The organism is Coleofasciculus sp. C1-SOL-03, assembly GCF_040220555.1.
Taxonomy (GTDB): Bacteria; Cyanobacteriota; Cyanobacteriia; order Cyanobacteriales; family Coleofasciculaceae; genus Coleofasciculus.
Window position 1 is genome coordinate 59,320 of sequence record NZ_JAVJUO010000060.1, and the last position, 23,126, is coordinate 82,445.

18 protein-coding genes and 1 pseudogene are annotated in these 23,126 nt (G+C 45.5%); 9 read left to right on the top strand and 10 right to left on the bottom strand.

Annotation, left to right across the window (positions count from 1 at the left end; translation table 11 throughout):
• Positions 1-42 precede the first annotated feature (42 nt).
• Positions 43-366 carry a GNAT family N-acetyltransferase gene (locus RIE73_RS09160; RefSeq protein WP_446400899.1) on the bottom strand — a complete coding sequence of 108 codons (324 nt, stop codon included), beginning with the start codon at positions 364-366 and terminating at the stop codon, positions 43-45.
• A 252-nt stretch (positions 367-618) separates the two neighbouring features.
• Positions 619-1,167: a type II toxin-antitoxin system TacA family antitoxin gene (locus RIE73_RS09165; RefSeq protein WP_446400900.1), complete on the bottom strand. Its 549-nt coding sequence runs from the start codon at positions 1,165-1,167 to the stop codon at positions 619-621.
• Between the two features lie 50 nt (positions 1,168-1,217).
• On the opposite strand from RIE73_RS09165, the pseudogene RIE73_RS09170 reads away from it, so the two are divergent.
• Positions 1,218-1,334, top strand: a pseudogene (locus RIE73_RS09170) (DUF1016 N-terminal domain-containing protein); the annotation flags it as partial.
• 624 nt (positions 1,335-1,958) lie between these two features.
• Here RIE73_RS09170 and rpiA read toward each other — a convergent pair.
• The 4 genes from rpiA to RIE73_RS09190 all read right to left on the bottom strand — a co-directional run bounded on the left by rpiA (position 1,959) and on the right by RIE73_RS09190 (position 5,264).
• Positions 1,959-2,669 (bottom strand): ribose-5-phosphate isomerase RpiA, encoded by a 711-nt coding sequence (gene rpiA / locus RIE73_RS09175; protein ID WP_446400901.1) that lies wholly within the window; start codon positions 2,667-2,669, stop codon positions 1,959-1,961.
• A 283-nt stretch (positions 2,670-2,952) separates the two neighbouring features.
• Complete coding sequence (locus RIE73_RS09180) at positions 2,953-3,396, bottom strand: RNA recognition motif domain-containing protein (RefSeq protein ID WP_446400902.1); 444 nt, start codon at positions 3,394-3,396, stop codon at positions 2,953-2,955.
• A gap of 452 nt (positions 3,397-3,848) precedes the next feature.
• Positions 3,849-4,538 carry a 16S rRNA (guanine(527)-N(7))-methyltransferase RsmG gene (gene rsmG, locus RIE73_RS09185; RefSeq protein WP_446400903.1) on the bottom strand — a complete coding sequence of 230 codons (690 nt, stop codon included), beginning with the start codon at positions 4,536-4,538 and terminating at the stop codon, positions 3,849-3,851.
• Between the two features lie 57 nt (positions 4,539-4,595).
• Positions 4,596-5,264 carry an ABC transporter ATP-binding protein gene (locus tag RIE73_RS09190; protein WP_446400904.1) on the bottom strand — a complete coding sequence of 223 codons (669 nt, stop codon included), beginning with the start codon at positions 5,262-5,264 and terminating at the stop codon, positions 4,596-4,598.
• Positions 5,265-5,393: 129 nt separating this feature from the next.
• Here RIE73_RS09190 and RIE73_RS09195 point away from each other — a divergent pair, with 129 nt between their 5' ends.
• Positions 5,394-6,317 carry a Sll0314/Alr1548 family TPR repeat-containing protein gene (locus tag RIE73_RS09195; RefSeq protein WP_446400905.1) on the top strand — a complete coding sequence of 308 codons (924 nt, stop codon included), beginning with the start codon at positions 5,394-5,396 and terminating at the stop codon, positions 6,315-6,317.
• A gap of 167 nt (positions 6,318-6,484) precedes the next feature.
• Here RIE73_RS09195 and RIE73_RS09200 read toward each other — a convergent pair whose 3' ends face one another.
• Both RIE73_RS09200 and RIE73_RS09205 read right to left on the bottom strand, forming a co-directional pair.
• Positions 6,485-7,300: an SDR family oxidoreductase gene (locus RIE73_RS09200; protein WP_446400906.1), complete on the bottom strand. Its 816-nt coding sequence runs from the start codon at positions 7,298-7,300 to the stop codon at positions 6,485-6,487.
• A gap of 234 nt (positions 7,301-7,534) precedes the next feature.
• A complete protein-coding gene (locus RIE73_RS09205) occupies positions 7,535-7,996 on the bottom strand; it encodes a hypothetical protein (RefSeq protein WP_446400907.1) in 462 nt (153 codons plus the stop codon).
• A gap of 390 nt (positions 7,997-8,386) precedes the next feature.
• Here RIE73_RS09205 and RIE73_RS09210 point away from each other — a divergent pair, with 390 nt between their 5' ends.
• On the top strand, positions 8,387-8,626 hold the full coding sequence (locus RIE73_RS09210) for a helix-turn-helix transcriptional regulator (RefSeq protein WP_446400908.1): 240 nt from the start codon (positions 8,387-8,389) through the stop codon (positions 8,624-8,626).
• 756 nt (positions 8,627-9,382) lie between these two features.
• Here the strand turns inward: RIE73_RS09210 and RIE73_RS09215 are convergent.
• Both RIE73_RS09215 and RIE73_RS09220 read right to left on the bottom strand, forming a co-directional pair.
• On the bottom strand, positions 9,383-11,137 hold the full coding sequence (locus RIE73_RS09215) for a peroxidase family protein (protein ID WP_446400909.1): 1,755 nt from the start codon (positions 11,135-11,137) through the stop codon (positions 9,383-9,385).
• A 384-nt stretch (positions 11,138-11,521) separates the two neighbouring features.
• The gene (locus tag RIE73_RS09220; protein ID WP_446400910.1) at positions 11,522-11,671 is read right to left on the bottom strand and encodes a hypothetical protein; all 150 of its coding nucleotides are present in this window, start codon (positions 11,669-11,671) and stop codon (positions 11,522-11,524) included.
• Positions 11,672-11,831: 160 nt separating this feature from the next.
• Between RIE73_RS09220 and RIE73_RS09225 the strand changes: the two genes are divergently transcribed.
• From RIE73_RS09225 to RIE73_RS09250, 6 genes are all read left to right on the top strand, one after another.
• Positions 11,832-17,750 carry a Calx-beta domain-containing protein gene (locus RIE73_RS09225; protein ID WP_446400911.1) on the top strand — a complete coding sequence of 1,973 codons (5,919 nt, stop codon included), beginning with the start codon at positions 11,832-11,834 and terminating at the stop codon, positions 17,748-17,750.
• Positions 17,751-18,185: 435 nt separating this feature from the next.
• Positions 18,186-19,793 carry an alanine/glycine:cation symporter family protein gene (locus tag RIE73_RS09230; protein WP_446400912.1) on the top strand — a complete coding sequence of 536 codons (1,608 nt, stop codon included), beginning with the start codon at positions 18,186-18,188 and terminating at the stop codon, positions 19,791-19,793.
• A gap of 295 nt (positions 19,794-20,088) precedes the next feature.
• Entirely contained in the window at positions 20,089-20,514 is a 426-nt protein-coding gene (locus RIE73_RS09235) for a universal stress protein (protein ID WP_446400913.1), read from the top strand.
• A gap of 117 nt (positions 20,515-20,631) precedes the next feature.
• On the top strand, positions 20,632-21,195 hold the full coding sequence (locus tag RIE73_RS09240; protein ID WP_446400914.1) for a hypothetical protein: 564 nt from the start codon (positions 20,632-20,634) through the stop codon (positions 21,193-21,195).
• 521 nt (positions 21,196-21,716) lie between these two features.
• Positions 21,717-22,397 (top strand): HEAT repeat domain-containing protein, encoded by a 681-nt coding sequence (locus RIE73_RS09245; RefSeq protein WP_446400915.1) that lies wholly within the window; start codon positions 21,717-21,719, stop codon positions 22,395-22,397.
• Positions 22,398-22,510: 113 nt separating this feature from the next.
• Positions 22,511-23,071: a phycobiliprotein lyase gene (locus tag RIE73_RS09250; RefSeq protein ID WP_006098309.1), complete on the top strand. Its 561-nt coding sequence runs from the start codon at positions 22,511-22,513 to the stop codon at positions 23,069-23,071.
• Positions 23,072-23,126 lie beyond the last annotated feature (55 nt).

A 23,126-nucleotide genomic window follows, 5' to 3' on the forward strand; every position in this document is an offset into this window, starting at 1 on the left:
TATTTACCCTTTCCCAGGCTGCGCTCAATTTAACCCTAAAATTTATTCCATAGCCTTTGATACTGTTTTCAAAGGAATAAATAATGACAGCGAACTACTTTGTAACGCGATAAAACCATATCTCAAATAAAACGCCTTAGCCTCCTCATTCAGTGCATCAACTACAACCGCAAAAATACCCACATCCTGAGAAAGACGAATCGCACGACGCAAACACTCCATCAACAAAGCTTCTCCCAACTTTCTACCCTGCATTGAGCAATCAACTGCCAGTTTTCCCATCCGCATCGCTGGTATCGGATAACGTGGCAATCCTTTTCCATAACTTTTCGGCATTGACTCCCGTTGAATTTCTGACATACTCACCGAATAATAACCCGCAACATTCGGTTCTCCCTCTTCGGGAATGGCTACGAATGTTTTAGCGATACCCTTTTGATGATTTTGTTTGGCATATCTTTTGAGATAATCATTTAATTCCGGAACGCCGCAGTCAAAGTCATCCCGGTTTACCGAATTATCTATCGGCTTAAATTATCCATGTCACCTCAAGACGATTCCTGTTTACAAAACAATAGATGCCACACCATTTCTGTCATACACGTAACCATTCCCCGATTAATTCTGATGTCTTTTAAATGCCTCTTTTAAAAGCCTATTGGGTTCAGGTGGATTTTTCAAAGCCGAGGCAAAGATATCCCAGTCTTGTTCATCTAAAACCATAGGTTCTGGAGTCGCTAATTCCTGAGTCGCTGCATCCAGAACAAGTTCAAGTAGATATTCACTCAAAGTTAAACACCGTTTAGCCGCCGCCTTTTCCAGGGTTTTCTTGTGCTGAGGTTCCAGAATCAAGCTGATATGGGTTTCCGGGGTATCAGGGAATTGGCTTCCCTTTGCCAATGACTGTCCCATCATCCCTACCTCTGACACCGATTGTTTGAGAGAACTGTTCGGTGTAAACAGGTTGGGCGGACTATCATCGTGATACTCTGAACCCAAAGATTGAGACGGTGTAAATGTTCTCGTCTCCTCAATGTCCTCAATCGCTAGATACTGATTAAGTTCCTGTTGTTCACTCGGCGTCAGTTCACCCGCTTGGCTACGAACCAGAAGCGTTTGCAGACGCTCCTTGTTTTCTTCAGGGACTTCAATCGTCAGTTTTGGCACGGTATAACCTTTAAGTATCGATTCTTACTGTTATTGTATAACTTATGGGCTACGGCAAAGGCTGGAGCGAAAGACAACTCCGACATTGCCTCTATTTTGCCGAAACCTTCCCTGACCCAGAAATTGTCTCTGCACTGCGGAGACAATTGACCTGGACACACATCAAATATAACCGTAAACTTAAACGCCTTGTCGCTATCGATCTCAAGCTAGGCAACTTCCGTACCTCAATGCGTAATGCTATATCCTCTATGAACCCAAAAACCACGCCATATATAAACACAAATATGCCATCATTGTGTAGGAGCGACCCGCTTGCACCAATGAACAACTTTATCCATTCAATTTACTCGGGTCGCCCTGTCTTCTAAGCAAGCGTCACAACAAAAATGAATCGAATAATTAATAAAATTGTAGGGTGCGTTAGCGCAGTGTAACGCACCATTCGACCGCAAAATTTAGTTTCTAAACCGACGTTTTAGTTGTAAGCTGTTCGGCATTTAAATTGGGATACCTAAAACCCTGAAAAGCAACAGGCAACAGGCAACAGGCAACAGCTAATACACAATTTAAATGCGTTTTAGCTTAGGTTGGGTTTCGACTTCGCAAGGGTCTAACGGAATCTAGGGCTGAAGCCCTTACTACAAGCCGAATGTCGGCGCGATCGCAAAGCGATTGGGCTATAAATATTACAGTTACTCCCTCGGTGGGCAAGAGCAACGAACGATAACATCAGTATTTCAATGTTTATTGTCTTGCCCACCCTACAATAAAATTAGATGGATAACCGATTACATCTCGCGTACTAGCGGTTTACCATCTTTCACTTCACCGACTAGCACCACATTCGCCACACCGACAAATAAACCATTCTCTAAAACACCAGGAATATTATTAATTGTCTGTTCTAATTCACCAGGGTTGTCAATCGAATCAAAGGTAACATCAATTACCATATTGCCCTGATCGGTTACCACAGGTCCCGCTTTCTTGACCCCCATCCGCAATTCCGGTTTGCCTCCTAATTTCTCGATCGCCCGCATCACCGGGGCATACGCCATCGGAATAACTTCTACAGGCAGTTTAAACGTGGAACCCAGCCGATCAACCAGCTTACCACTATCAACCACCACAATAAATTGAGCGGCGAGAGAATCCACCACTTTCTCACGAGTATGCGCCGCACCACCGCCTTTAATCAAATTCTTTTGCGGATCAACTTCATCTGCACCATCAATGGCAACATCAATATGATCCACGGCATCTAAGCTAGTTAAGGGAATACCATGATCTTTAGCCAACACCTCTGCCTGAAATGAGGTGGGAATTCCCTTAATATCGTTCAGTTCCCCTTTTTTGATGCGATCGCCGATATACTGAATCGCATACGCCGTGGTTGACCCTGTACCTAAGCCAACAATTGTCCCGGATTGCACCCGTTCAGCCGCTGCTTTACCGACTTCTTGCTTCATCACCTTAACCGGGTCAGTTTCTGTACTCATACTCAAATGTCCTTCTTGGTTATCAATTACGGAGAATTGGGCTTATGTCATCCTGGGTTTAACCATGCCCAAATTTCAGGGTGTCACCCCAGAAGTAAGAGTATCATTGTCAGTCGGTATTTCGCGATGACCATTGCCCGAAATTTGGCAACAAAGACGGACACGGTAAATTAGGCAGTAGAACAGACTGCGTTTACCGTGTCCTACGGTTAGCGCGGGTTGTCGAACGCCGCTTTTGATTCTAGGCGAGTTCAGTTGATTGAGCTTTTGAGTTAAACCAACTCTAGGAATTATTCGGTTGTGCCGATAAAAGTTCCTTGAGTTTTGCCAAATCATCCGCCCATCGGGGGTCAGGTTGAACTGAACCCGAATCGGGTGTCGGAGTATTCCGTTTGGATTTTTTACCTCCCCCTCGACGTCCCGAAGAACCACCACCACCCCCAGATGAGCGAGATTCATCCTCATTGGCACTTTTTGACTTAGGCTGGGCTTTTTCAATTTTCAAGGCATTGTCTTTAAAGACGCGACCATTGAATTGTTCGATAATTTGCTCAGCCAACTCATCATTGGGAACAGTGACAAAGCCAAAGCCGCGACATTTCCCCGTTTTGCGATCTTTAATCACTTTAGTGGAAACCGATGGACTGGCTTCGGCAAAAACCGCTTGCAGTTCCTCGCGATCAACGGGTTCTTTGGGCAGGTTGCCAACGTAAAGACGAACAGACATGAAGGATACCTCCAGATGTGATTGAAATTTAAATCCATGAGCATACACCAGCAATTGAGTTGGATCAGAATAGAGGAAATGGATGAACGATTTCTACGTCCAGATAATTTTCCACTGATCTTGACCAACCTCAACAGCACAGACTGATGTAGTAAAATCAAACTCTTTTGACCATTTACACGGTTTAACCACGACCCCTTGGTGAATTCCGGGTCGTAATATCAGGTTTGAAGCTAATGTTTTGGCTCGTAACTCTAATTATTACAGAATATTTACACTATTGTTAACCTAACACGAGTTGCCGCAGGCAAGCTAGTATAACAGAAATATTGGGGTTTTTTACTAGAGGCGAGTGATTTAGCCGCTTTGTCAATGCGGTGAACCTGGGGAAGCAATGTAGAGACGTGCCATGGCGCGTCTGGAAGCTGGGGGAGAAGAAATTAAATGAGGACTTATCCGAGCAATATTGGGACTCGTAAGTACAAACAGTGGCGGATGCTATGGGATAGGGGTGTGGTAAAGGATTCAACCGATGCGATCGCGCCCCCTAATGATTCAACCTTCCCCTTCAACTCATCGGTTTGATCGTCACTCCAATGTCCTCGATACAAAATCCCTAACCCTCCCGGCTTCAGGAAGGGTAACGCATAGTCCGCACAAGCCGATGCCGAACCCACTGCCCGAACTAGGGCGATATCATACCCTTGGTGATGCTGACGGTGTTGTCCCACTTTTTCCGCCCGACCCAGTACAGTTGTAGCATTAGGGATGGCTAACTGGGGAATCAGGGTATCGAGAAAGGTAATTTTCTTGCGGGTTGAATCGAGTAACGTCACCGAACTTGAGGGAAGTGCGATCGCGACAGGCAATCCCGGAAATCCAGCACCCGTACCAATATCAATAATTTTCAGCGGTTTCTCATCCTCTGACAACAGCGACGCCACACCTCGCAACGAATCCCATAAATGCTTTTCCCAAAAATCATCCGGTTGGGTGATGCGGGTTAAATTCAACTGGCGATTTCCAGCCAAAATTCCAGCATACAGGCGCTGAAACTGCTGGTGTTGACTTTCCGTGGGTTGCCAGTTTAAGGTTTCCTGCCAAACCTCAACCATTTCCGGAAGCAGTTGTTGATCGTTCATCCGACTGTTTTCTATTCCCAGTTCCCAGTTCCCTATTGCCTATTGCCTATTCCCTCTCTAATGACTCGTAACCACCGCCTTTTGTCCCAGACTCACTGGATCAACAGAGTTCAGTTCACCCTGTTGGATTGTCCAACAGGAGTCAGCAATTTGCAATAACTCCCCCGCATCATGAGTCACCACCAGTAATGTCCAATGAGACTTAAGTTTTAGGAGCAAATTCGCTAACTGGCGGCGCATTGACCAATCCAGTCCCGCCGTGGGTTCGTCTAACATCAATACTGTCGGTTGGCGAATCAACTGAACCGCTAAGGCTAAACGGCGTTGTTGACCACCACTGAGCGCATGAGGAGACGTATACAGCGAAATATCACCCAGTCCAACTTCGCTTAAGGCTTCCTGAACCCGTTCTGAACCCAATTCTGGGTGTCCCATTCGCAATTCCTCCAGCACCGTACTCCCACAAAAGTGGCGTTCGGGAAACTGAAACACCAATCCGGCGAGTTGTTGCAAGTGATCAGGAGTTAATCCCTGTTCACCCCAGAATATATCCCCCGATGTGGCTTGAGCTAAACCTGCCAAAATTTCCAATAAGGTGGTTTTACCCGACCCACTGCGACCGATGATCAGTCCGAGTTGTTGCGGTGCTAGGGTTAAAGTCAGACCTTTTAAGATAGCGGTGGGGGTCGCGGGCGGGTGATAGGTTATATTTTTGAGATAAAGCATCCAAATCCGTTGAGCAAAAAGATGGTCGGATCTTTTTTATTGTGGCATCGATTGTCTCAGGATTGGGGACTGGAACCTCCAATTTCCGCCAACGTCGAACGTTAACAGACATTAGTGGTAGTGAAGACGATGAATCATTGGTTGCCAACCCCGCGACGAACTGTAAACGCCTTAGCTGGTGCAGCGATTATGGTTGTCAGTTTTTGGGTGACTCCGAGTTTAGCGGGCGATCCCTTTCGTCCCAGTAATCCCCGCAATATTGGTGATAATACGGAAGCGGCATTTGAATCGATTTTTAAACAGGGTGATTATCAAGCCGCCAAGGATCACCTCCAGCAAGCGGAAGCGAGTGAGGGAACTGATCCGTTAATCTATGCCATGTTAGCCGCGATCGCCTACACTGAGCGAGAGTTAGAAACCTTGAATGATTACGCCACAAAAACCCGAACCACGGCTGAACAACTGATTACGTCTGATCCGCTGCGTGGTAATCTTTATACGGCTGTCGGTCACTTTTTAGAAGGAACCTATAACTTTGAGAAAGAAGGTCCGGTTAGAGCGCTGAGTAAACTCCAGAAAGTCTTTCAATATTTAGACGCCGCCAAAGCCATTGATGATCAAGATCCAGAGTTAAACTTACTCACGGGTCACATGGATTTGATGTTAGCCGTTAATGTTCCCTTTGCTGATCCGGCTGATGCGATTAATAAGTTAGAAACTCATGGTTATCCCAAGTATCTGGCGTATCGGGGGATTGCTGTAGCCTACCGAGATTTGAAAAAATATAATCAGGCGATGGATTATGTCGAACGCGCTTTGGCAATGACGCCGGATAATCCTGAAGTATTATACCTGAAAGCCCAAATCTTAGTGCATCAAGATCAACCGGAAGCAGCGCTAGACTACTTTAAAAAAGCATTAGAAAAACGACAACAACTCCCCAATTATTCAACGGGTCAAATTGTCTACGAGCAATGTAAAGCGCAAGAAGAGGTTGATAATATCGATCGGGATTGTCGGGCGGAACGAAATCGCGCAAGAGTTGGTAATTAGGGGCTGCTGAATAAGTGCTGTGGTGAGGGGGAGCGGGGGAAGCCGAGGAAGCTGGGGGAGCGGCTCGTAGTAAGCACTTTAGTGCTATAATAACGCCTAGCCGGAGTTGGCTCAGGTTCCCCTACTACAAAACAAATCTATTCCACAATTTTAGCTGTGTCAGTCCACTACTTACTCGCCTGACGCTGTGATTTGATGGCTTTAGCTGTCATCCAATCCACCCAGGCTGGTGCAATTAATTTTAGCCATAACCCTAAACGCCCTTTGGGAGTCATAACTAATTCTCGCCGACGCTGTACCATCGCCTGAAGAATCTGATCCACGCAGTCTTCTACAGACATGGCTTGGTGCGACTCATCCTGTAAACTGGCTTGTATTGGTGTACCGTCTCCACCTAAAACGCGATCGCGAATTGTTGTCGCTACAAATCCCGGTGAAACCACCAACACATCTACCCCCGTCTCCTGTAATTCAATCCGTAGGGTATCAAAAAAACCTTGCATCGCGTGTTTACTAGCGACATAACCACTGCGGGTGGGAACCCCATGTTTACCACAGAGGGAGGAAATGGCGACTAATAATCCTTTAGAGGCTTTCAAAGAGGGTAAGGCATAGTGAGTACAATACACTGCCCCCAAATAGTTCACCCGCATGATCTGCTCAAATAATGACAAATCCGTCACTGTGTCAAAGGTTGCATACATCGAGATTCCGGCATTATTTACCAATCCCGCGATCGCACCAAATCGACTCACTCCCTGTTCAATCAAATGTTGACAGGCTTCTGGGTTGGTGACATCTGTTGGAACCGCGATCGCTTGACCCCCGGCTTTTAAGCAATCATCAGCCGTTTTCATCAGCGCCGCCTGATTTCGTGCGGCTAGGACTAAATTGCTCCCTTGTTTGGCGAGTTTAATCGCTAATGCTTGTCCAATTCCAGCCGAGGCTCCGGTAATAATAAAGGTTTTATTGGTTAATGTCATTAACTCAAAATGTTAAAGTTACTGAAAAACTGTATTCTAATCAGTTTTGCGGGAGTTGGTCTGTCGGGTTTGGGGAAACAGAAGGTGGTTGACTCTTCAAGCTACCTGTAGGGGCACGATAATATCGTGTCCCTACCCTAAATGACTGTTGTATTCAACGTCGTGATGTGGGATGCCAGCAATCCTTTAGTTGAACCACCATCAGTAGGGACACAACATATCATGTCCCTACGTTCAGATTTCCCCTTTTGGGGAAACATCAAACAGAAGTTCAAATTCTGCGTTGGGAATGAAGCGGTTGAGAACTCTCAAATAATCTTGGGCATCTTGGCGGTTGTAGAATCTAGCGATTGTGTAGCGTTGAGCGTTGGGGAGAAGGCGGACAATTGCCCAAGGACGGGTCAAGTCCACAGATGAGGGAATGGGTTGATTTGTCAGTTCTCTACCTCGGATAATATTGAGGGTGCTTTGGATGAGATGCCAAAGGATACTACGTGCTGGGGTGGTGTCGTTGGGAAGTAAACCCCAGTCGCTTACAGGTGCGGGTAGCCAAGTCAGGAGGTGGGAGTAGCCGTCTTTGTGAATTTTCCAGGATAAGCGGCGGGGTTGTTTCAGACATTGATAATTATGCTGTCGCAGCAAGGCACACAATTTCTCACCTTCGACTTGAAGGCGTAGCCAGTCAGAATGTTTCATGGAGTTTCCTCGTTTGTTAATTGATATATGAACCCTAGTGACTGCACTCAGCACACGCAGTTGCTTCTTTGTCAAGACAGAAATATCTTGCGTGACTCGTAAAGTGTCTGTTACTTTTGATTGGCTTATAGGTAATCTATTAATGGACAAGACAGTGATTGCCTAGAACGTGATTCGCGTACTAGGCGTACAGCACTTTTTGTTGCAGTCAAACCATTCTCTGGAGTAGAGACGCGCCATGGCGCGTCTCTACATTGGGGGAATGATGGCTTTTTAGGTCACGTACCTTTTTTTGGGCTTATCTCCCTAAAGCGGTTTAGGGTGGATAGCAATAGTCTAAAGCAATTTAGTAAAAACCTCAAGCTATTTAGCTAAATTAATTCAGTAAAAATGGCGAAAAAGCCTTTGTCGTCCCTCAAAAAGCTCAGAATGCTTCAAAACCTTACCCAGCAAGAACTTGCAGATGTATTGGGTGTGACCCAAGACACTGTGGCAAATTGGGAAAGAGGTAGGGCTGTGCCGAGGCTAACCGTTTCCCAATTTAAAACCTTGCTAGCTGTGTTAAAGGTGACACCAGAAGAACTTCCTGATGACTTTGGTCCACCAGAATCGCCGTTAGAGGAGAATTAGCATCACCGCGCTTTCTAGTACAAGAAGGCAGAAGTCCGAAGGCAGAGGGCAGAAGGCTATAAGGAACCTATGGCAGCTGCTTTTAGGCAGTTTGTTCGCTGGTTAGTTATTTCTGCCGCGCTGCACTAGGATTTGCCCCCAAGGGAGCGATCGCACTTAAAATACTCTTAAGCCAAAGGAAAATCTGTTAAAACTTACATCTTGCAACCGTTAAATAGTTGTAGGTTGGGTTTCGACTTCGCTCAACCCAACAGAATCTCAGCGTCAAACCCTGACTACAAACCTAATCCAATGCATCAATTTAGGGGGCTATGCCGCCATCGTGGTTTAGGCGATAGCCATAAACAACCAAAGCCTTAGTCAATGGTGCGTTACGCTTCGCTAACACACGATGGCGGCGTGGCACACTTTATTTGATGAATTAGAATTACGTCCGGAAACCGTAGGGGCGCAAAGACTTGCGCCCGATTCAATGATAGAATCTATTCCACCATTTTAGCTGTGCCACGCCACTACTGGCGTGACACACCTTATTTGATGAATTAGAATTACGCCCGGAAACCGTAGGGGCGCATGGCGTGCGCCCGATTTCACCGCCAAATCTATCCCACAATTTTAGCTATGTCACGCCACTACTAACATGACTACAAACCCAATCTAATTAGGCGTGTCACTGGTTTATATTTACAGCACTTTCTGGTTTGATTTGATACCTTGATCAGGGCGCACGTCTGTGCGCCCCTACCGGATGAATCGCTATATTGATTGCGAATATCCTTGGTTGATAGATTGGCGCTGATGCCATTGCCCCAACGTTCCGCCGAAAACCCCAATTAAAAACAATCCGAATAGTGCGGAGGGTTCGGGTATATCTTTGGCGACAATAAACGCATTATCCTGAATCGTGGTAATATCCGTATTGTGGACAATAATATCCGAAAGCGTCGTATCGCCAATATCCGGTCTCAAATTCAGGAGATCCTGATCAGCCAAATAAAAGAAGCGATCGCCATCCTGTAAACGCTGGAATTGGTCTGAGAGAATCACATTGAACAATTCGCCAACCATCCCGCCATTATAGGCGTCTTCAGCAATCCCACCGATCCACAAATCAACTAAATCAATGTTATCCTGACCATCGGTTGTGCCGTAAATATCTCGGAAGCGCTGGGCAATTTCGGCGTCGGATGTAATTTGATCAAAACTCGTGTATCCGCCTAACCCTAACCCCCGACGCGCTTGATTATAACCGGGAAGTCCATGATCCCGTCCCCGTTGAATATTCACGGCGGCTAAATCTAGTCCTCCGGTTCCGGCGGGGAAGAGGAAATTGCGGATATCATCAACTAACAACGCATCTACAGCTTGCGCTTTCTGAGAGGCTAATCCTAACAGCAACGAATCAATCCCATTCTCGGTAATTTCCTGGGTATTGAAGAAACTATCTCTCAATGAAATACTCCCCGCTGATGTGCCATCATTGTTGATCCGTTGCAGTTCTGAGGATAGCATCGTGTGACCGACTCGGTAGGCGGCGGTGGAAAATTCGTTGCTGATACTGGGGTTTACCGTTTCATCGTAGCCACTATAGGGATCGATCGCCCCTTCACCCAAGAGTAAAGGAAGAAACTCATTATAGGTAATTGCCTGAATTTGGGCACCGACAATTCGGCGGGCGGTTTGATAGATATACTCGTCTACAGAAAGTCCCGCATCAGCGGCTTTTTGAGACGTTGTTGGATCAGCGGCAATTTCATCAGCTAACCGATTATGTTCCCGGACAAAAAGCGTGTGAACAGCCGTTAAGCCAATCTGTTCATTTGCCCGCACATCCCCAGCAATAAATAAATCATCAGCATCAACACCAAAGGGATTGGCATTCTCCAAGTTTTCGGTATTGAAGGGTAACAAATTCCCGGCACTGGTTTTAAGTTTTCCGCCTTCTCCAGATCGTAAAAAATGCGCCCGTTCTAAATCTGATCCATAGACACTCGACCCATCAATATAAGCGGTAATCGCGTTAACTTGTTGGCGGGGATTATTACTATCTGTACCCGTTCCTGGTGCGGCGGCATTTCTGCGGAAGGGGATAATTGATCCAGGTGTGAAGGTTGGATCATTTTCGGGAACGGGGATGGGTAAAAATTCTGCACCCGCAGGCGGATCAGTTAAGTCGAGGTCATGATCTACAAATTGTCCCCATTGCCATAGCCAATCACTGGCATTGAAGGAATTGGGAATTGACTCGGATTGAGAGGCGATCGCGTTACTGATGGCGCGAGGGTTGGGGCGATTCATACCCGCAGGCGCGGAAATCCCATCACTGTAATCGGGTTCGAGGAGGCGAATCAGTTTAATTTCGGCTTCACCCCAGGTCGGATTATCCCGGTTATTGTTTGACCCGTCAATCGACCTAAATTCTATGGCTTGGGCGGGTAGGGATAGGGCAAATCCTAACGTAGCAAAACTGGTTAGGGTGAGAAGCGTTTGACGGATTTTGTGAACTGTCATTATAGCTTAATTACACCTCTGATTGTGATAAATGAACTGATGAATTGTTTTTCCACCCATTTCTATTATGGTGATAGGAAATCTTTAGACCTCAACCTAACGATGTCACAACTTGTAAACCGATCAGCCGTAGCAACCGACTTAACCGCTATGTTCTACCTATTACTCACAAGTAGACAGCCTAGTTTATGCAATTAATCGGTTTTTGTTGCAATTCTTTACATAATAACTCAGGGGGGATCTAGCTCTATCGTACAAAGGGGTTGAACGCCGGAAAATTTTACAGAAACTTAAAAAACTCCGTGGTGACTTCACGAAATCTTCATAATAGTCCGTTGCTACAAAAGTTATCAAAAAATTCACCGATCCCCAGGTGTCAACGTTTTAGTTGTAGAAGTAATCATTACAGACGGATCGCATTGGGTTGGGGCGGGCGCGAGTCGCATCTGGGTTAACCAAGTCCAGATAGTCGTCAAACCCGCCCCTACTGCCCTGAAACGTCAGATTCCGATTACGGTGATAGGACGTTCTCATACATCAACCTAAGGATGTCACCGCTTGTGAACACGCCAGCGGTGGTAACACCCCAGATGAATTTGTAAAGATTTGCAACAAAAACTGATTTTTTGCATAAATTTGGCTGGCAATGGCGAGGAATAGCTAGGAAATAGCGGTCAAGGAGGTATTCACACTCATGAACTCTAAGATTAACGGCAAGGTTTGGCAGGATTTAAATGGGAATGGCTTCCAGGATAGTTTTGAACTCGGAATCGCCGATTGGACGGTTTATTTAGACGAAAATCAAAATGGTCAACTTGATGTTGGAGAATACTCAACTCTAACTAACGAAGATGGCGAATATACCTTCTTGGGTCTAGAATCAGGAACCTATACGGTTGCCCAAACCGTACTTCCCGGATGGCAACAGCTTTCTCCTCACCCGAATGCTAATAAAGAACGGCTGTTTGCGATTCCGGATGATGGATACAATCAGATTGTTGAGTTAAATCCCCTAACGGGTACAGAACTTTATCGGTTTGAAGTGCCAACTTGGATTAATGGTAGAACTGACAGTTTAGCGTTTAATGGGACAAGTTTATTTTTAACCAATGGATCGGATCAGTTATGGGAACTTGATCCAAATACAGGGGCAGTGATTAATGATTACTGGGTGGACATAGGTGGTGACTTTGAGGGTTTAGCGACGTTAGGGAGTAAGGTTTATCTGCTTGATTCCTCGGATAGTGACATTATTGAATTTGATCCGATCCGTGAGGAAGTTACTACTGTTCTGGATATTGATCCGATTAATTCCGGTTTCCATTCAAGGGTTGGACTATCGGGGGATCATGCATCAAATGTTTTGTGGGTAACCGATCAAGATGAACGTTATGTTTTTAAGATCGATCCGGGTACGGGTCAAGAGATGCAATCCTTTTTTACGTATTCCAGGACTCATTATATGAGCGCAGCCGTTATCGGTGGTGAGATTTATCTAGGATCTGACTATACCTCAGAAATTAATATCTTTGATCAAAAGGGTGGCTTGCCGCGTACACTTGACTTACCTTACCGTGTATCCGCTTTGGCAGGTGATGGACTGAAAAATAGTCTTCCCAGTTTAACGAAAGAGTCTAATGATACGCTATCCCACGCCGTTGTCAGTGGATTAAGTGAAACGAATCCTATTTTTACCGATAGTGGTTTAATTGGAGATAATTCCCTGGTTGATTCTTGGTTAGATGTCGATCTGATTGCGTTTCAACTAGATGAAGGACAAGAGGTAACTATTGATGTGGATGACTGGACAGCCCTGCGTTTATTTGATGATCAGGGTCAGGAAGTCCGCTACCATTATAACGATGAGCCGTGGAATCCATATACCTCCATTAACTTCCAAGCCTTATCCACTGGCACTTACTATGTTGGCATTAGTGGCAGTAATAATTGGCAATATGATCCGTTGGTTCCAGGAAGTGGGAACGGGTACGAGAGTTGGGGTAGTACAGGTGGATATAATATCAAAATTGCCCTAACTCAAGACAAGGAACCGAATGAACCTAATAATACTATTTACCAGGCGATCGCAACCGGGTTAAGTTCTGCCAATCCAGGTACGTTTAAAGAGACAGGCTTTATTGGCGACCATATTAATAACCCGCCGTGGTCGAATAGTAACCAGTCAGATGTGGACTTCTATAAAGTCCAACTGAATTTGGGTGAACGGGTTCGGATTGATATTGATGCCGAACAGTTTGGTTCTTATCTTGATGCTGAACTGCGATTGTTTGACTCTAGGGGTAATGAAGTAGCCTCTAGCGATGCAGACGCTGCACCTGGAGAAGCCTATTCCGGTCGAGATCCCTATATTGATTTTATCGCCTCAAGGGATGATACCTACTATATCGGTGTCAGTCATTCAGGTAATTACTATGATCCATTTGTGGCGACAATGGATTATGGTTATGGTTACAGTGGCGGCTACAACCTGGAAGTAACGGTGGGGGATGATCCAGTTAGTGAGGGGGGTGAACGACTGTTTGCCACACCCCTGGATAGATCAAATCAAATTGTGGAATTAAATCCGCTGACTGGGGAAGAAATTAACCGTTTTGCGATACCAAGGTGGGCAAATAATGCAGTTGGCGGACTTGCCTACAATGGACAAAGTGTGTTCTTTACCGATGGTTCAAATTGTCTGTGGGAACTGAATCCTTCTACGGGAGAGGTGATAGATTTCGATCAGGTTTTTACGGAAAATACTTCTATTGATGATCTGGCTGTCCTGGGAAATAAGGTGTATCTATTAGATGACCAGGGCAAGGACATTATCGAGTTTGATTCAATTAGTGATCAAGTTACCAATATTCTCAACATTGACGCACTTAATCCTACGATCACCAGAGTTGGGGGACTGGGGGTAAGGAGAAATCCAGATCAGTTACTGGTGACAAATGGGAATGATCAACTCTTCGTGATTAATCCAACGACAGGATTAATTTCCGATACCTTGTTTACGGACACAACTGATAATACTGGGATTGCTTTTGTTAATGGTGAACTATTGGTTAATTCCTTCAGGGGAAATCAGGAAATTAATGTTCTTGACAATAGTGGAAACGTTCAGCGGACAATTTCCTTACCCTACGATGTTTCTGCCCTAGGTGGTGATGGATTTCACTATGGACTTAACAGTCTCAGTTATGAGTCCAATGATACAATCACGCAAGCCGTTTATAGTGGCTTGAGTCGCACGAATCCGGGTACGTTTACGGATATGGGGATGATTGGCGATAACCCCGCCGTTAATCTGGGTGCGGATGTGGATTTAATTGCGTTACAGCTTAATCAAGGACAATGGGTAACCATTGATTTGGATGTTGAGACGTTTGAGCCGAATTTGGATGCCGCATTGCGACTATTTGATTCTAACGGACAAGAAGTGGTATTCAGTCTCTATGGTTCAGCGCCTGGGGAATCGGGATTTAGCGAACCTTATATCGAGTTTGAAGCCTTATACAGCGATACCTATTATGTGGGGATTAGTAGCGCGAGTAATGTTGATTATGATCCCTTTGTTTTAGGCAGTGGTAGTAGTGACAACAGTTGGAATGACACAGGAGTTTATGCTGTAAACATCACTCTGGAGGATTACCGGGGAGTCAATGAACCCAATGATATCCTATCCCAGGCGATCGCAACCGGATTGACTTCTATAACTCCGGGTGTTTTTACCGATACGGGGATAATTGGTGACTATTGGAATCCCTATAACACTAATTTTATTCCCGGTTCGGATGTAGACTTCTATAAGGTCGAACTCTCTCGCGGAGAACGGATCACGGTTGATATTGATGCCGAGACTGTCGGTTCCGAGTTAGATGCCAAATTGCGGTTATTTGATTTCCGGGGTAGAGAAGTTGCTGAGAGTGAAAGTGATTTAGCACCAAGGGAAACGGGGTTTAGTGACGATCCTTATATCGACTTTACCGCATTTGAAGCTGGCACCTACTATATCGGTGTTAGTAGTGAAGGCAGTTGGTATGATCCGACTATCGCGAATTATCGTGATTACAGCTATAGCAGCAGTGGCGGATACAATATTAAAATTGGAGTTGGCAACTATAGCGAAATTCCGGGTACGCATACGGTTATCCTTGATCCCGGTCAAAATGTAGAAGAGGTTGATTTTATTAACCGCCTGGTTATACCCCCCACGATTACGGTGGATGATGTCACTTTGACTGAGGGAAATAATGGCAGCAAATACGCCAACTTTACCGTTAGCCTCTCCGATGCCTACAGTGAGGTGGTTACTGTAGACTACAGTACCTCAGATCAGAGTGCGATCGCAGGTGAAGATTATCGCGCCACAAACGGAACCTTAGCCTTTTTCCCTGGGGAAACTAGCCAAACCGTCACGGTAGAGATATTCGGTGATACCGACATAGAAACCGATGAAAGCTTGGTTCTGAATCTCAGTAACCCCAGTCATGGTGCGATCGCGGATTCTCAAGGAACGGTTACGATTGAGAATAATGACTTCCCCACTCTCTCCATTGAGAACATCAGCCTCACCGAAGGAAACAGTGGCATCACCACGGCTGAATTTACAGTTAACCTTTCCCAAGCCTTTCACGAAACCGTTACCGTAGACTATACCACCGCCGATAATAGCGCCATGGCGGATAGTGATTATACAGCCATCAATGGTACGCTAACCTTTGCCCCTGGTCAAACCAGTCAAACGATAAATGTTGACGTTCTTGGCGATACCGCATTTGAGGATGATGAAACCTTCGCCTTGAATCTGAGTAATGCCCAAAACGCTACCTTAGATAATAGTCAAGGTGTGGCAACAATTGTTAAAGATGATTTCCCCACGGAATTAAACATCACCACCGATGAAGTCACCAACAGTTACGCCTTAACCTCCTACGCGGGGAACCAAGATAAAAATGCTTTGGTTAACTTTACCTGGGATGGAAATGAAGTCGGAATTACAGGCAATGGCTGGAAGAAATTACCCCTCAACCAGACTATCAACAAAGGAACCATCCTAGAATTTGAATTCAAGAGTACAGCAGAAGGAGAAATTCAGGGCATTGGCTTTGATACCGATGACAGCCTCAGTTCCAAACAGTTCTTTAAACTCTATGGCACTCAAAATTTTGGAATTAAGCACTTCAATAATTATGCCGATAGCGCTGGCGAATGGAAGTCTTATCGTATTGACGTAGGCAACTTCTTGACGGGAAAAATGGACTACCTAGTCTTTGCCAATGACCATGATGTAAAAGATCCTACCGCATCCAGTCAATTCCGCAATATCCAATTCTATGACCCAGAATTAGCGGTAACGGCGAATGGGATAACCGACACCTACACCCTGGATTCCTATGCGGGGAATCAAGATAAAAGAGCTATTGTTACCCTTTCTGAGGATAGCCGTGAAGTGCAACTTGAGGGAAATGGCTGGAAGAAAGTAGCCCTAAACCAGACTATCAACAAAGGAACCATCCTGGAATTTGAATTCAAGAGTACGGCAGCAGGTGAAGTTCAAGGCATTGGCTTTGATACCGATGACAGCCTCAGTTCCAAACAGTTCTTTAAACTCTATGGCACTCAAAATTTTGGAATTAAGCACTTCAATAATTATGCCGATAGCGCTGGCGAATGGAAGTCCTATCGCATTGACGTGGGGAATTTCTTCACGGGGGAAATGGACTACCTTTTCTTTGCCAATGACCATGATGTAAAAAATCCTACCGCCTCCAGTCAATTCCGCAATATCAAACTTTATGACCCCGAATTAGCGGTAACGGCGAATGGGATAACCGACACCTACACCCTTGATGCTTATGCTGGAAATCAAGATAAAAGAGCTATTGTTACCCTTTCTGAGGATAGCCGTGAAGTGCAACTTGAGGGAAATGGCTGGAAGAAGTTAGGACTCGATTACACGATTACCGCTGATACTATCTTAGAGTTTGACTTCAAGAGTACAGCAGAAGGAGAAATTCAAGGCATTGGCTTTGATAGTGATAACCGTCTCAGTTCAAACCAGTTCTTCAAACTCTACGGCACGCAATCCTGGGGTATCAAAGACTTCAATAATTACAGTGATACCGCTGGTGAATGGCAATCCTATCAAATCCGAGTTGGCGATTTCTTCACGGGTCAGATGAATTACTTGATATTGGGAAATGACCATGATGTTAAAAATCCCAATGCAGCCAGTCAGTTCCGTAATATTCAAGTATACGAACAGAGTGCAACGGACGAGATTACTGGGACTGATCCCAGTGTCGGAGAGGTAGATACTCTGACCGGAACTGCCAATGTTGATACCTTTATCTTAGGCGATGTAACCGGGGCATTATCCGCCGACAATGGGGTGGATGATTACGCCTTGATTATGGATTTTGACGCCAGTCAAGATATGATTCAACTGGCTGGAAATGCGGCTGACTATCAGTTAATGGCAACCTCTGGCAGTTTACCAGAAGGAATGGGAATCTACCAGGATTTGGGAACATCCGATGAATTAATTGGTATTGTTCAAACTGTTGATTCGCTCAGCTTAGAGAGTTCTGCTTTTAGTTTCGTTTAGGAATAAATTAATCCTAAACTGCCATAAACACGTAGGGGCGCACTGATGTGCGCCCTTACTCATGTAAACGGTTCTGCATTGAAACTTTCATGTCAAGAATTGCCAAATCCTTGTGGTGTGAGCATCTTGCTCACTACCGAGGGGTTCAAGAATTTTTGATTTGTGTAGCAAGTCCTACCTATACCCAGTTGAAATGGAATGGCACACTCCTTAAGACTGGTGGGCAATGCCCACCCTACGGCATAAGTACCTTGTACGCTGTATTAAGAAATGTTGACACGCTTCAAATCCTTTCTCTGTTCCCGGTTCCCTAATCTCAACCGTTAACTTCAATGAAAGTCCAACTACTAAGTTGTCCTCATTTTGATATAATCTTCCTCTAATTCGGTTGGGTTGAATAACCCAATCACTATTACGTCGGCACTCAAATTCGCAATGACATACCCTAGAAAACAGCCAATTTCCCCGATACAGCTTAAACGTCAACGACGGGGAAAGCTAGCGGCGTTCCTGCTAGCTACTGTGTTGCTGCTCTTTTTTCCAGTTCGAGTTCTGGCTCAAGATACCGAAACCTCTAGTGGTTTCCTGAATGCGATCGACAGTGTATTCTCGGCAATAGTCGCTGTCCTCGTTGAAATTCTCTTCTACGACATCGGTGGTTTTCCACTGATTGTGGTGTGGTTGATTGTGGCAGGTATTTTCTTTACGCTTCGCCTCGGCTTTATCAATCTCCGTGCCTTTAAACATGCGATTGATGTGGTACGGGGTAGGTATGATGACCCCGAGGAAGAGGGACAAGTCTCCCATTTTCAGGCGCTGGCGACGGCGTTGTCGGGAACAGTGGGATTAGGCAATATTGCTGGTGTGGCTGTAGCCATTCAAGTTGGTGGTCCAGGGGCGATGTTCTGGCTGACACTGGCGGCTTTTCTGGGGATGACAACGAAGTTGGTGGAATGTACCCTAGGACTAAAATACCGCATCGAACGACCCGATCGCACAGTCGCGGGAGGACCAGCTTATATGCTCTCACGCGGATTAATGAACATGGGGTTGGCTCCTCTAGGAAAGGGATTAGCCATTATTTTTTCCGTGCTGGCGATTTTTGGTTCGATGGGTGGCGCGAATATGTTCCAGTCTAACCAAGCCGCCATCGCCTTTGTGGGTACATTTCCGGGGATGCAGGGATGGATCGTCGGTCTGGTTTTGGCAGTGTTAACCGCGATTGTGATTATTGGTGGGATTGAGCGAATTGCTTCGACAACGGGGTTGCTGGTTCCCGCAATGGCGGTGATTTATATCTTGGGGTGTCTGTGGATTGTGGTGGTGAATTTGCCCCAAGTTCCTGCCGCGATCGCCACAATTATTAGCCAAGCTTTTGTCCCAGAAGCGCTTGAAGGCGGTATTGAAGGCGGTATTATTGTCGTTATCGTGCAAGGGGTGCGGCGCAGTGCTTTCTCCAATGAAGCGGGGATCGGTTCAGCTGCGATCGCGCACTCGGCGGCTCGGACTGATGAACCAGTGCGGGAAGGAATTGTCGCCCTCTTGGAACCGTTTATTGATACGATCATCATCTGCAACATGACTGGAATCATGATTGTCCTAACGGGTGTCTATCAAGATACGGGTGAAGCGATCGACGGTTCTCAGATGACACTGAATGCCTTTGCTACAGTTAGTACCTGGTTTCCGGTGGTTCTCACAATCGCGATTTTCCTGTTTGCCTTCTCCACAATTATTTCTTGGAGTTATTACGGCGAGATTTCTTGGCAATATCTCTTTGGTCAACGCACCATTATCATCTATAAGCTGATTTTTGTCGCTTGCGTGTTTATCGGTGCCGTTGTTACTCCCGGTGCGGTGATTGATTTTAGCGATTTAACCCTGCTGATGATGGCAATTCCCAACTTGATTGGTGCTTATTTTCTCTCCAATGAGGTGGCAGGAGACGTCAGCAATTATATGGAGCGGCTGCGTTCTGGGCAAATGCCAACTTATGCGGAAAAGCTCGCCACTCTGGAAGATTCCCACCAGGCTGGAAACTAATGCATCCCAAGAAATTTTGAGTTTTGTCAGTTGTAGGGGCGGGTTTCACTATTCTGATTTATTGCCACCCAGATGTCAATAAACCCGCCCTGTCTAATTGAGAGAATGATTGGACAAAAACCTATTCAGAATAAATGTGTTAATGATAATCGCTGCCATCCAAATATAGCACTATGAGGTACGGAAAGGACATCAGTTGATCCCAAGAGATAACAGTAAAGACTATCCTAACCTGCCAAGTTAGCTGCGATCAGCTACAGGGCAATGAACAGTCAACAATTAACAATTAACAATTATGAGCTGGTTAAAAAAGAACGATGTGCTTGTACCGACTGATTTTTCGGATATATCCTTTACCGCACTTGCTCCGGCTTTAGAGTTTGTCGAGGACATATCTCATTTGCATGTCATCCACGTTCTACTGCCTTTGAGTGCAGTCGATCCCGGTACAATATGGAAAACGGTTACCTCAGAATCTCGGCAAAACAACGCTCAATCTTTTCTGAAAAACAAGCTGAGTGAAATGGGGTATGCAGGAGTACAGCATCAGGTTTCGATGGGGACTCCCAGTCATGAAATTGTGGACTATGCCAAAGAAAAAGGAATTGAATTAATTGTTATGCCTACCCACGGACACACAGGTGTCAAGCGGGTTTTGATGGGTTCTGTCGCTGAACAAGTGGTGCGGCTGTCTCCTTGTCCGGTGTTGTTACTCCGTTGAGGCGTAGAAGGATAATCGGGTAGAAGTACTAACTCTCACGATCCCATGGGGGCATCTCTGATGCTAGGCTGTAATTGACCAAATTCTAGTTAGTCTCTGTTATTGGGGAAAAAGTTTATGTCTAGAGTGAAAGTACAGTTTAAGTCTCATCAGAGTTGCCATCCCAATTATGCTAATGTGGCTACAGTTAATCCTATGGATGATGATATAGTTATTGATTTTGGATTTATTGACCCTCTTAATGTCAGAGATTTAAGCAAAGCTTCCGAAGAAGAAATTGTGGTTGATTGTCAACCTATAGCTCGTTTGATTGTTAGTCCAACGCTAGCTAAACAACTGATCGCTGATTTACGAGAAGCGTTAAATATTGTTAATAAAACTGGTGCAGATATAGACTCTATAGATCAGCAAGAGAAACCTGCTGTGTACCCCGATCCGGAGGTTGTTGAATACATGGAGCATCAGAGCCAGCTTTTTGAAGAGAAAAGACAAGAGTTGTTGACTCAGTATGGGGGTATGTATGTAATCTTTGAAGATGGACAGGTTCTGGATGCAGATGAAGACGAAGCAGCTTTAGTAAAGCGAGCTTACGCAAAAACTGAACCAAGACACCTGTTTATCAAAAAGGTTCTTGCTGAAGAGCCTAAGCTAACCGTTAACATTCCATCTCTGTCTCAATAATAGTCGAGTTTCAGTGGGTTCTTATAGCTACATTTCTTTGGGAAAAGGAAAGCCAGCCGCTCCTCTTATAACAGTGCAAATAACATCCCTGGATGCAACAAAACCGAAAAAAGTAAATTGGAGGGCATTTCTGGATACAGGTTCAGATATTACGCTAGTCCCCTTGGATGCAGACCTTTAGTTTTATCTATTAAATCATTTTTGATTGACGAGTGCAGCTTGACGGAAATAATTCACCCACGAAAGACGGGGCGGGTTTAGTTACATCTGGGTGCAACCGAACAGATAGTCGTGAAAGTGAACTCCTACACACGTACCAGGTTCCCTCGCTTTCAACGCTTCTGGCATCATACCAAATCCGGGGAACGCTACCCCCGTTATAACAAAGTCCGCGCAGGCGGACTTTGTTTGTGTAGCAGCGATTTCAATCGCCTCCTCTTGCATGGGGTAATCTCATCCTGCGCTTCCTTTTACAATTTTCTATAATGTATGTAACATTTCTTAACGATAAGGGGAAGCTGATGGATTATCTTAACTTAGCGCAAATTTCAGATCAGCTAGATAGTGCCAACTCCCGCGATCGCATGGTGGCATTAGCCCACCTCCGTAACGTGCCAGCAGAGGAGGCTGTGCCTTTAATCAAGAAGGTTTTAGATGATCCAAGTTTACAAGTGCGATCGATGGCTGTCTTTGCCTTAGGGGTAAAACAGACAGACGAATGCTACCCCATTTTGGTGAAATTACTCGAAACTGACCCCGATTATGGCATTCGCGCTGATGCTGCTGGAGCCTTAGGATATCTAGAAGATGCCAGAGCCTTTGAATCCTTGGTACGGACATTCTATGAAGATACACAATGGTTAGTCCGGTTCAGCGCGGCTGTCGCATTGGGCAATATAAAAGATCCCCGCGCCCGTCAAGTTCTCACTCAAGCACTCGATAGTAAAGAAATCGTGGTACAACAGGCGGCTATCTCCGCATTGGGTGAAATTAAAGCCATCGAAGCCGTGGACGATATCCTGCGCTTTGCCCAATCCCCCGATTGGTTAGTGCGCCAACGATTAGCCGAAGCGTTGGGGAACCTACCCACGGACAAAAGCCAGTCGGCGTTAAAATTCTTAGCCAAAGACAGCCATTCCCAAGTTGCCCAAGCTGCATCTATCTCCCTGAACCGCCTGCAAGAGGCGACACACTCAGCCTAAACCTCTGCCCATGGCTGTACTGGAAGTCATGAACAATCAATAATGTAATCATAAACAAGCCAGGAGAACGATAAAATCAATTAAAGCTTTGTTAACGTGAAACGTCTGACTTCATGGATATAAAAGAATTTTTTGAGCAGAGTGCTGGTCGATGGTTTTCGCAGCGTACCAGTCATCATCTGGCATTTAAGCAAGCTGAAAATGGTAAATCTGATATTACGATTGAAATGATCGCGGCTGATGCGCCAGAAGTGGTTCAGCTATGCCAACAGTATGAGGTTGATCCAGATTCAGCTATCTGTGGTGCCAGAGTGACATGGGATGGCACAATGGACTGGGATGAAGAAAAGCATCAAGGTTCAACGGTGCTGGTGCCAGTTGCTGACCCCGATAAGCCCAATGAAGGGAAGCTATTGCGGGAAATGGGCTATGCGGAGAAAGCCCCGGTAGCGGGTCGCTATATTATGGGAGATGATCAGGCGCTGACCTTAATTACCGACTACGAAACCATGTATTCTGAGGAGCGTTTGTGGTTTGCCAGTCCTAACTTACGGCTACGGACGAGCATTTTGAAGCGATTTGGCGGCTTTAGCATGGCGTCTATGTCTTCAGAAATTCGCATGGGCGTAACTAAACCCCCGCAAGAATCACAAGATGCGGCGGCGAAGACTTAATCTAGGGTCTACTCAATAAGTGTTGTGGTAGGAGCTGGGGGAGCATGTAGAGACG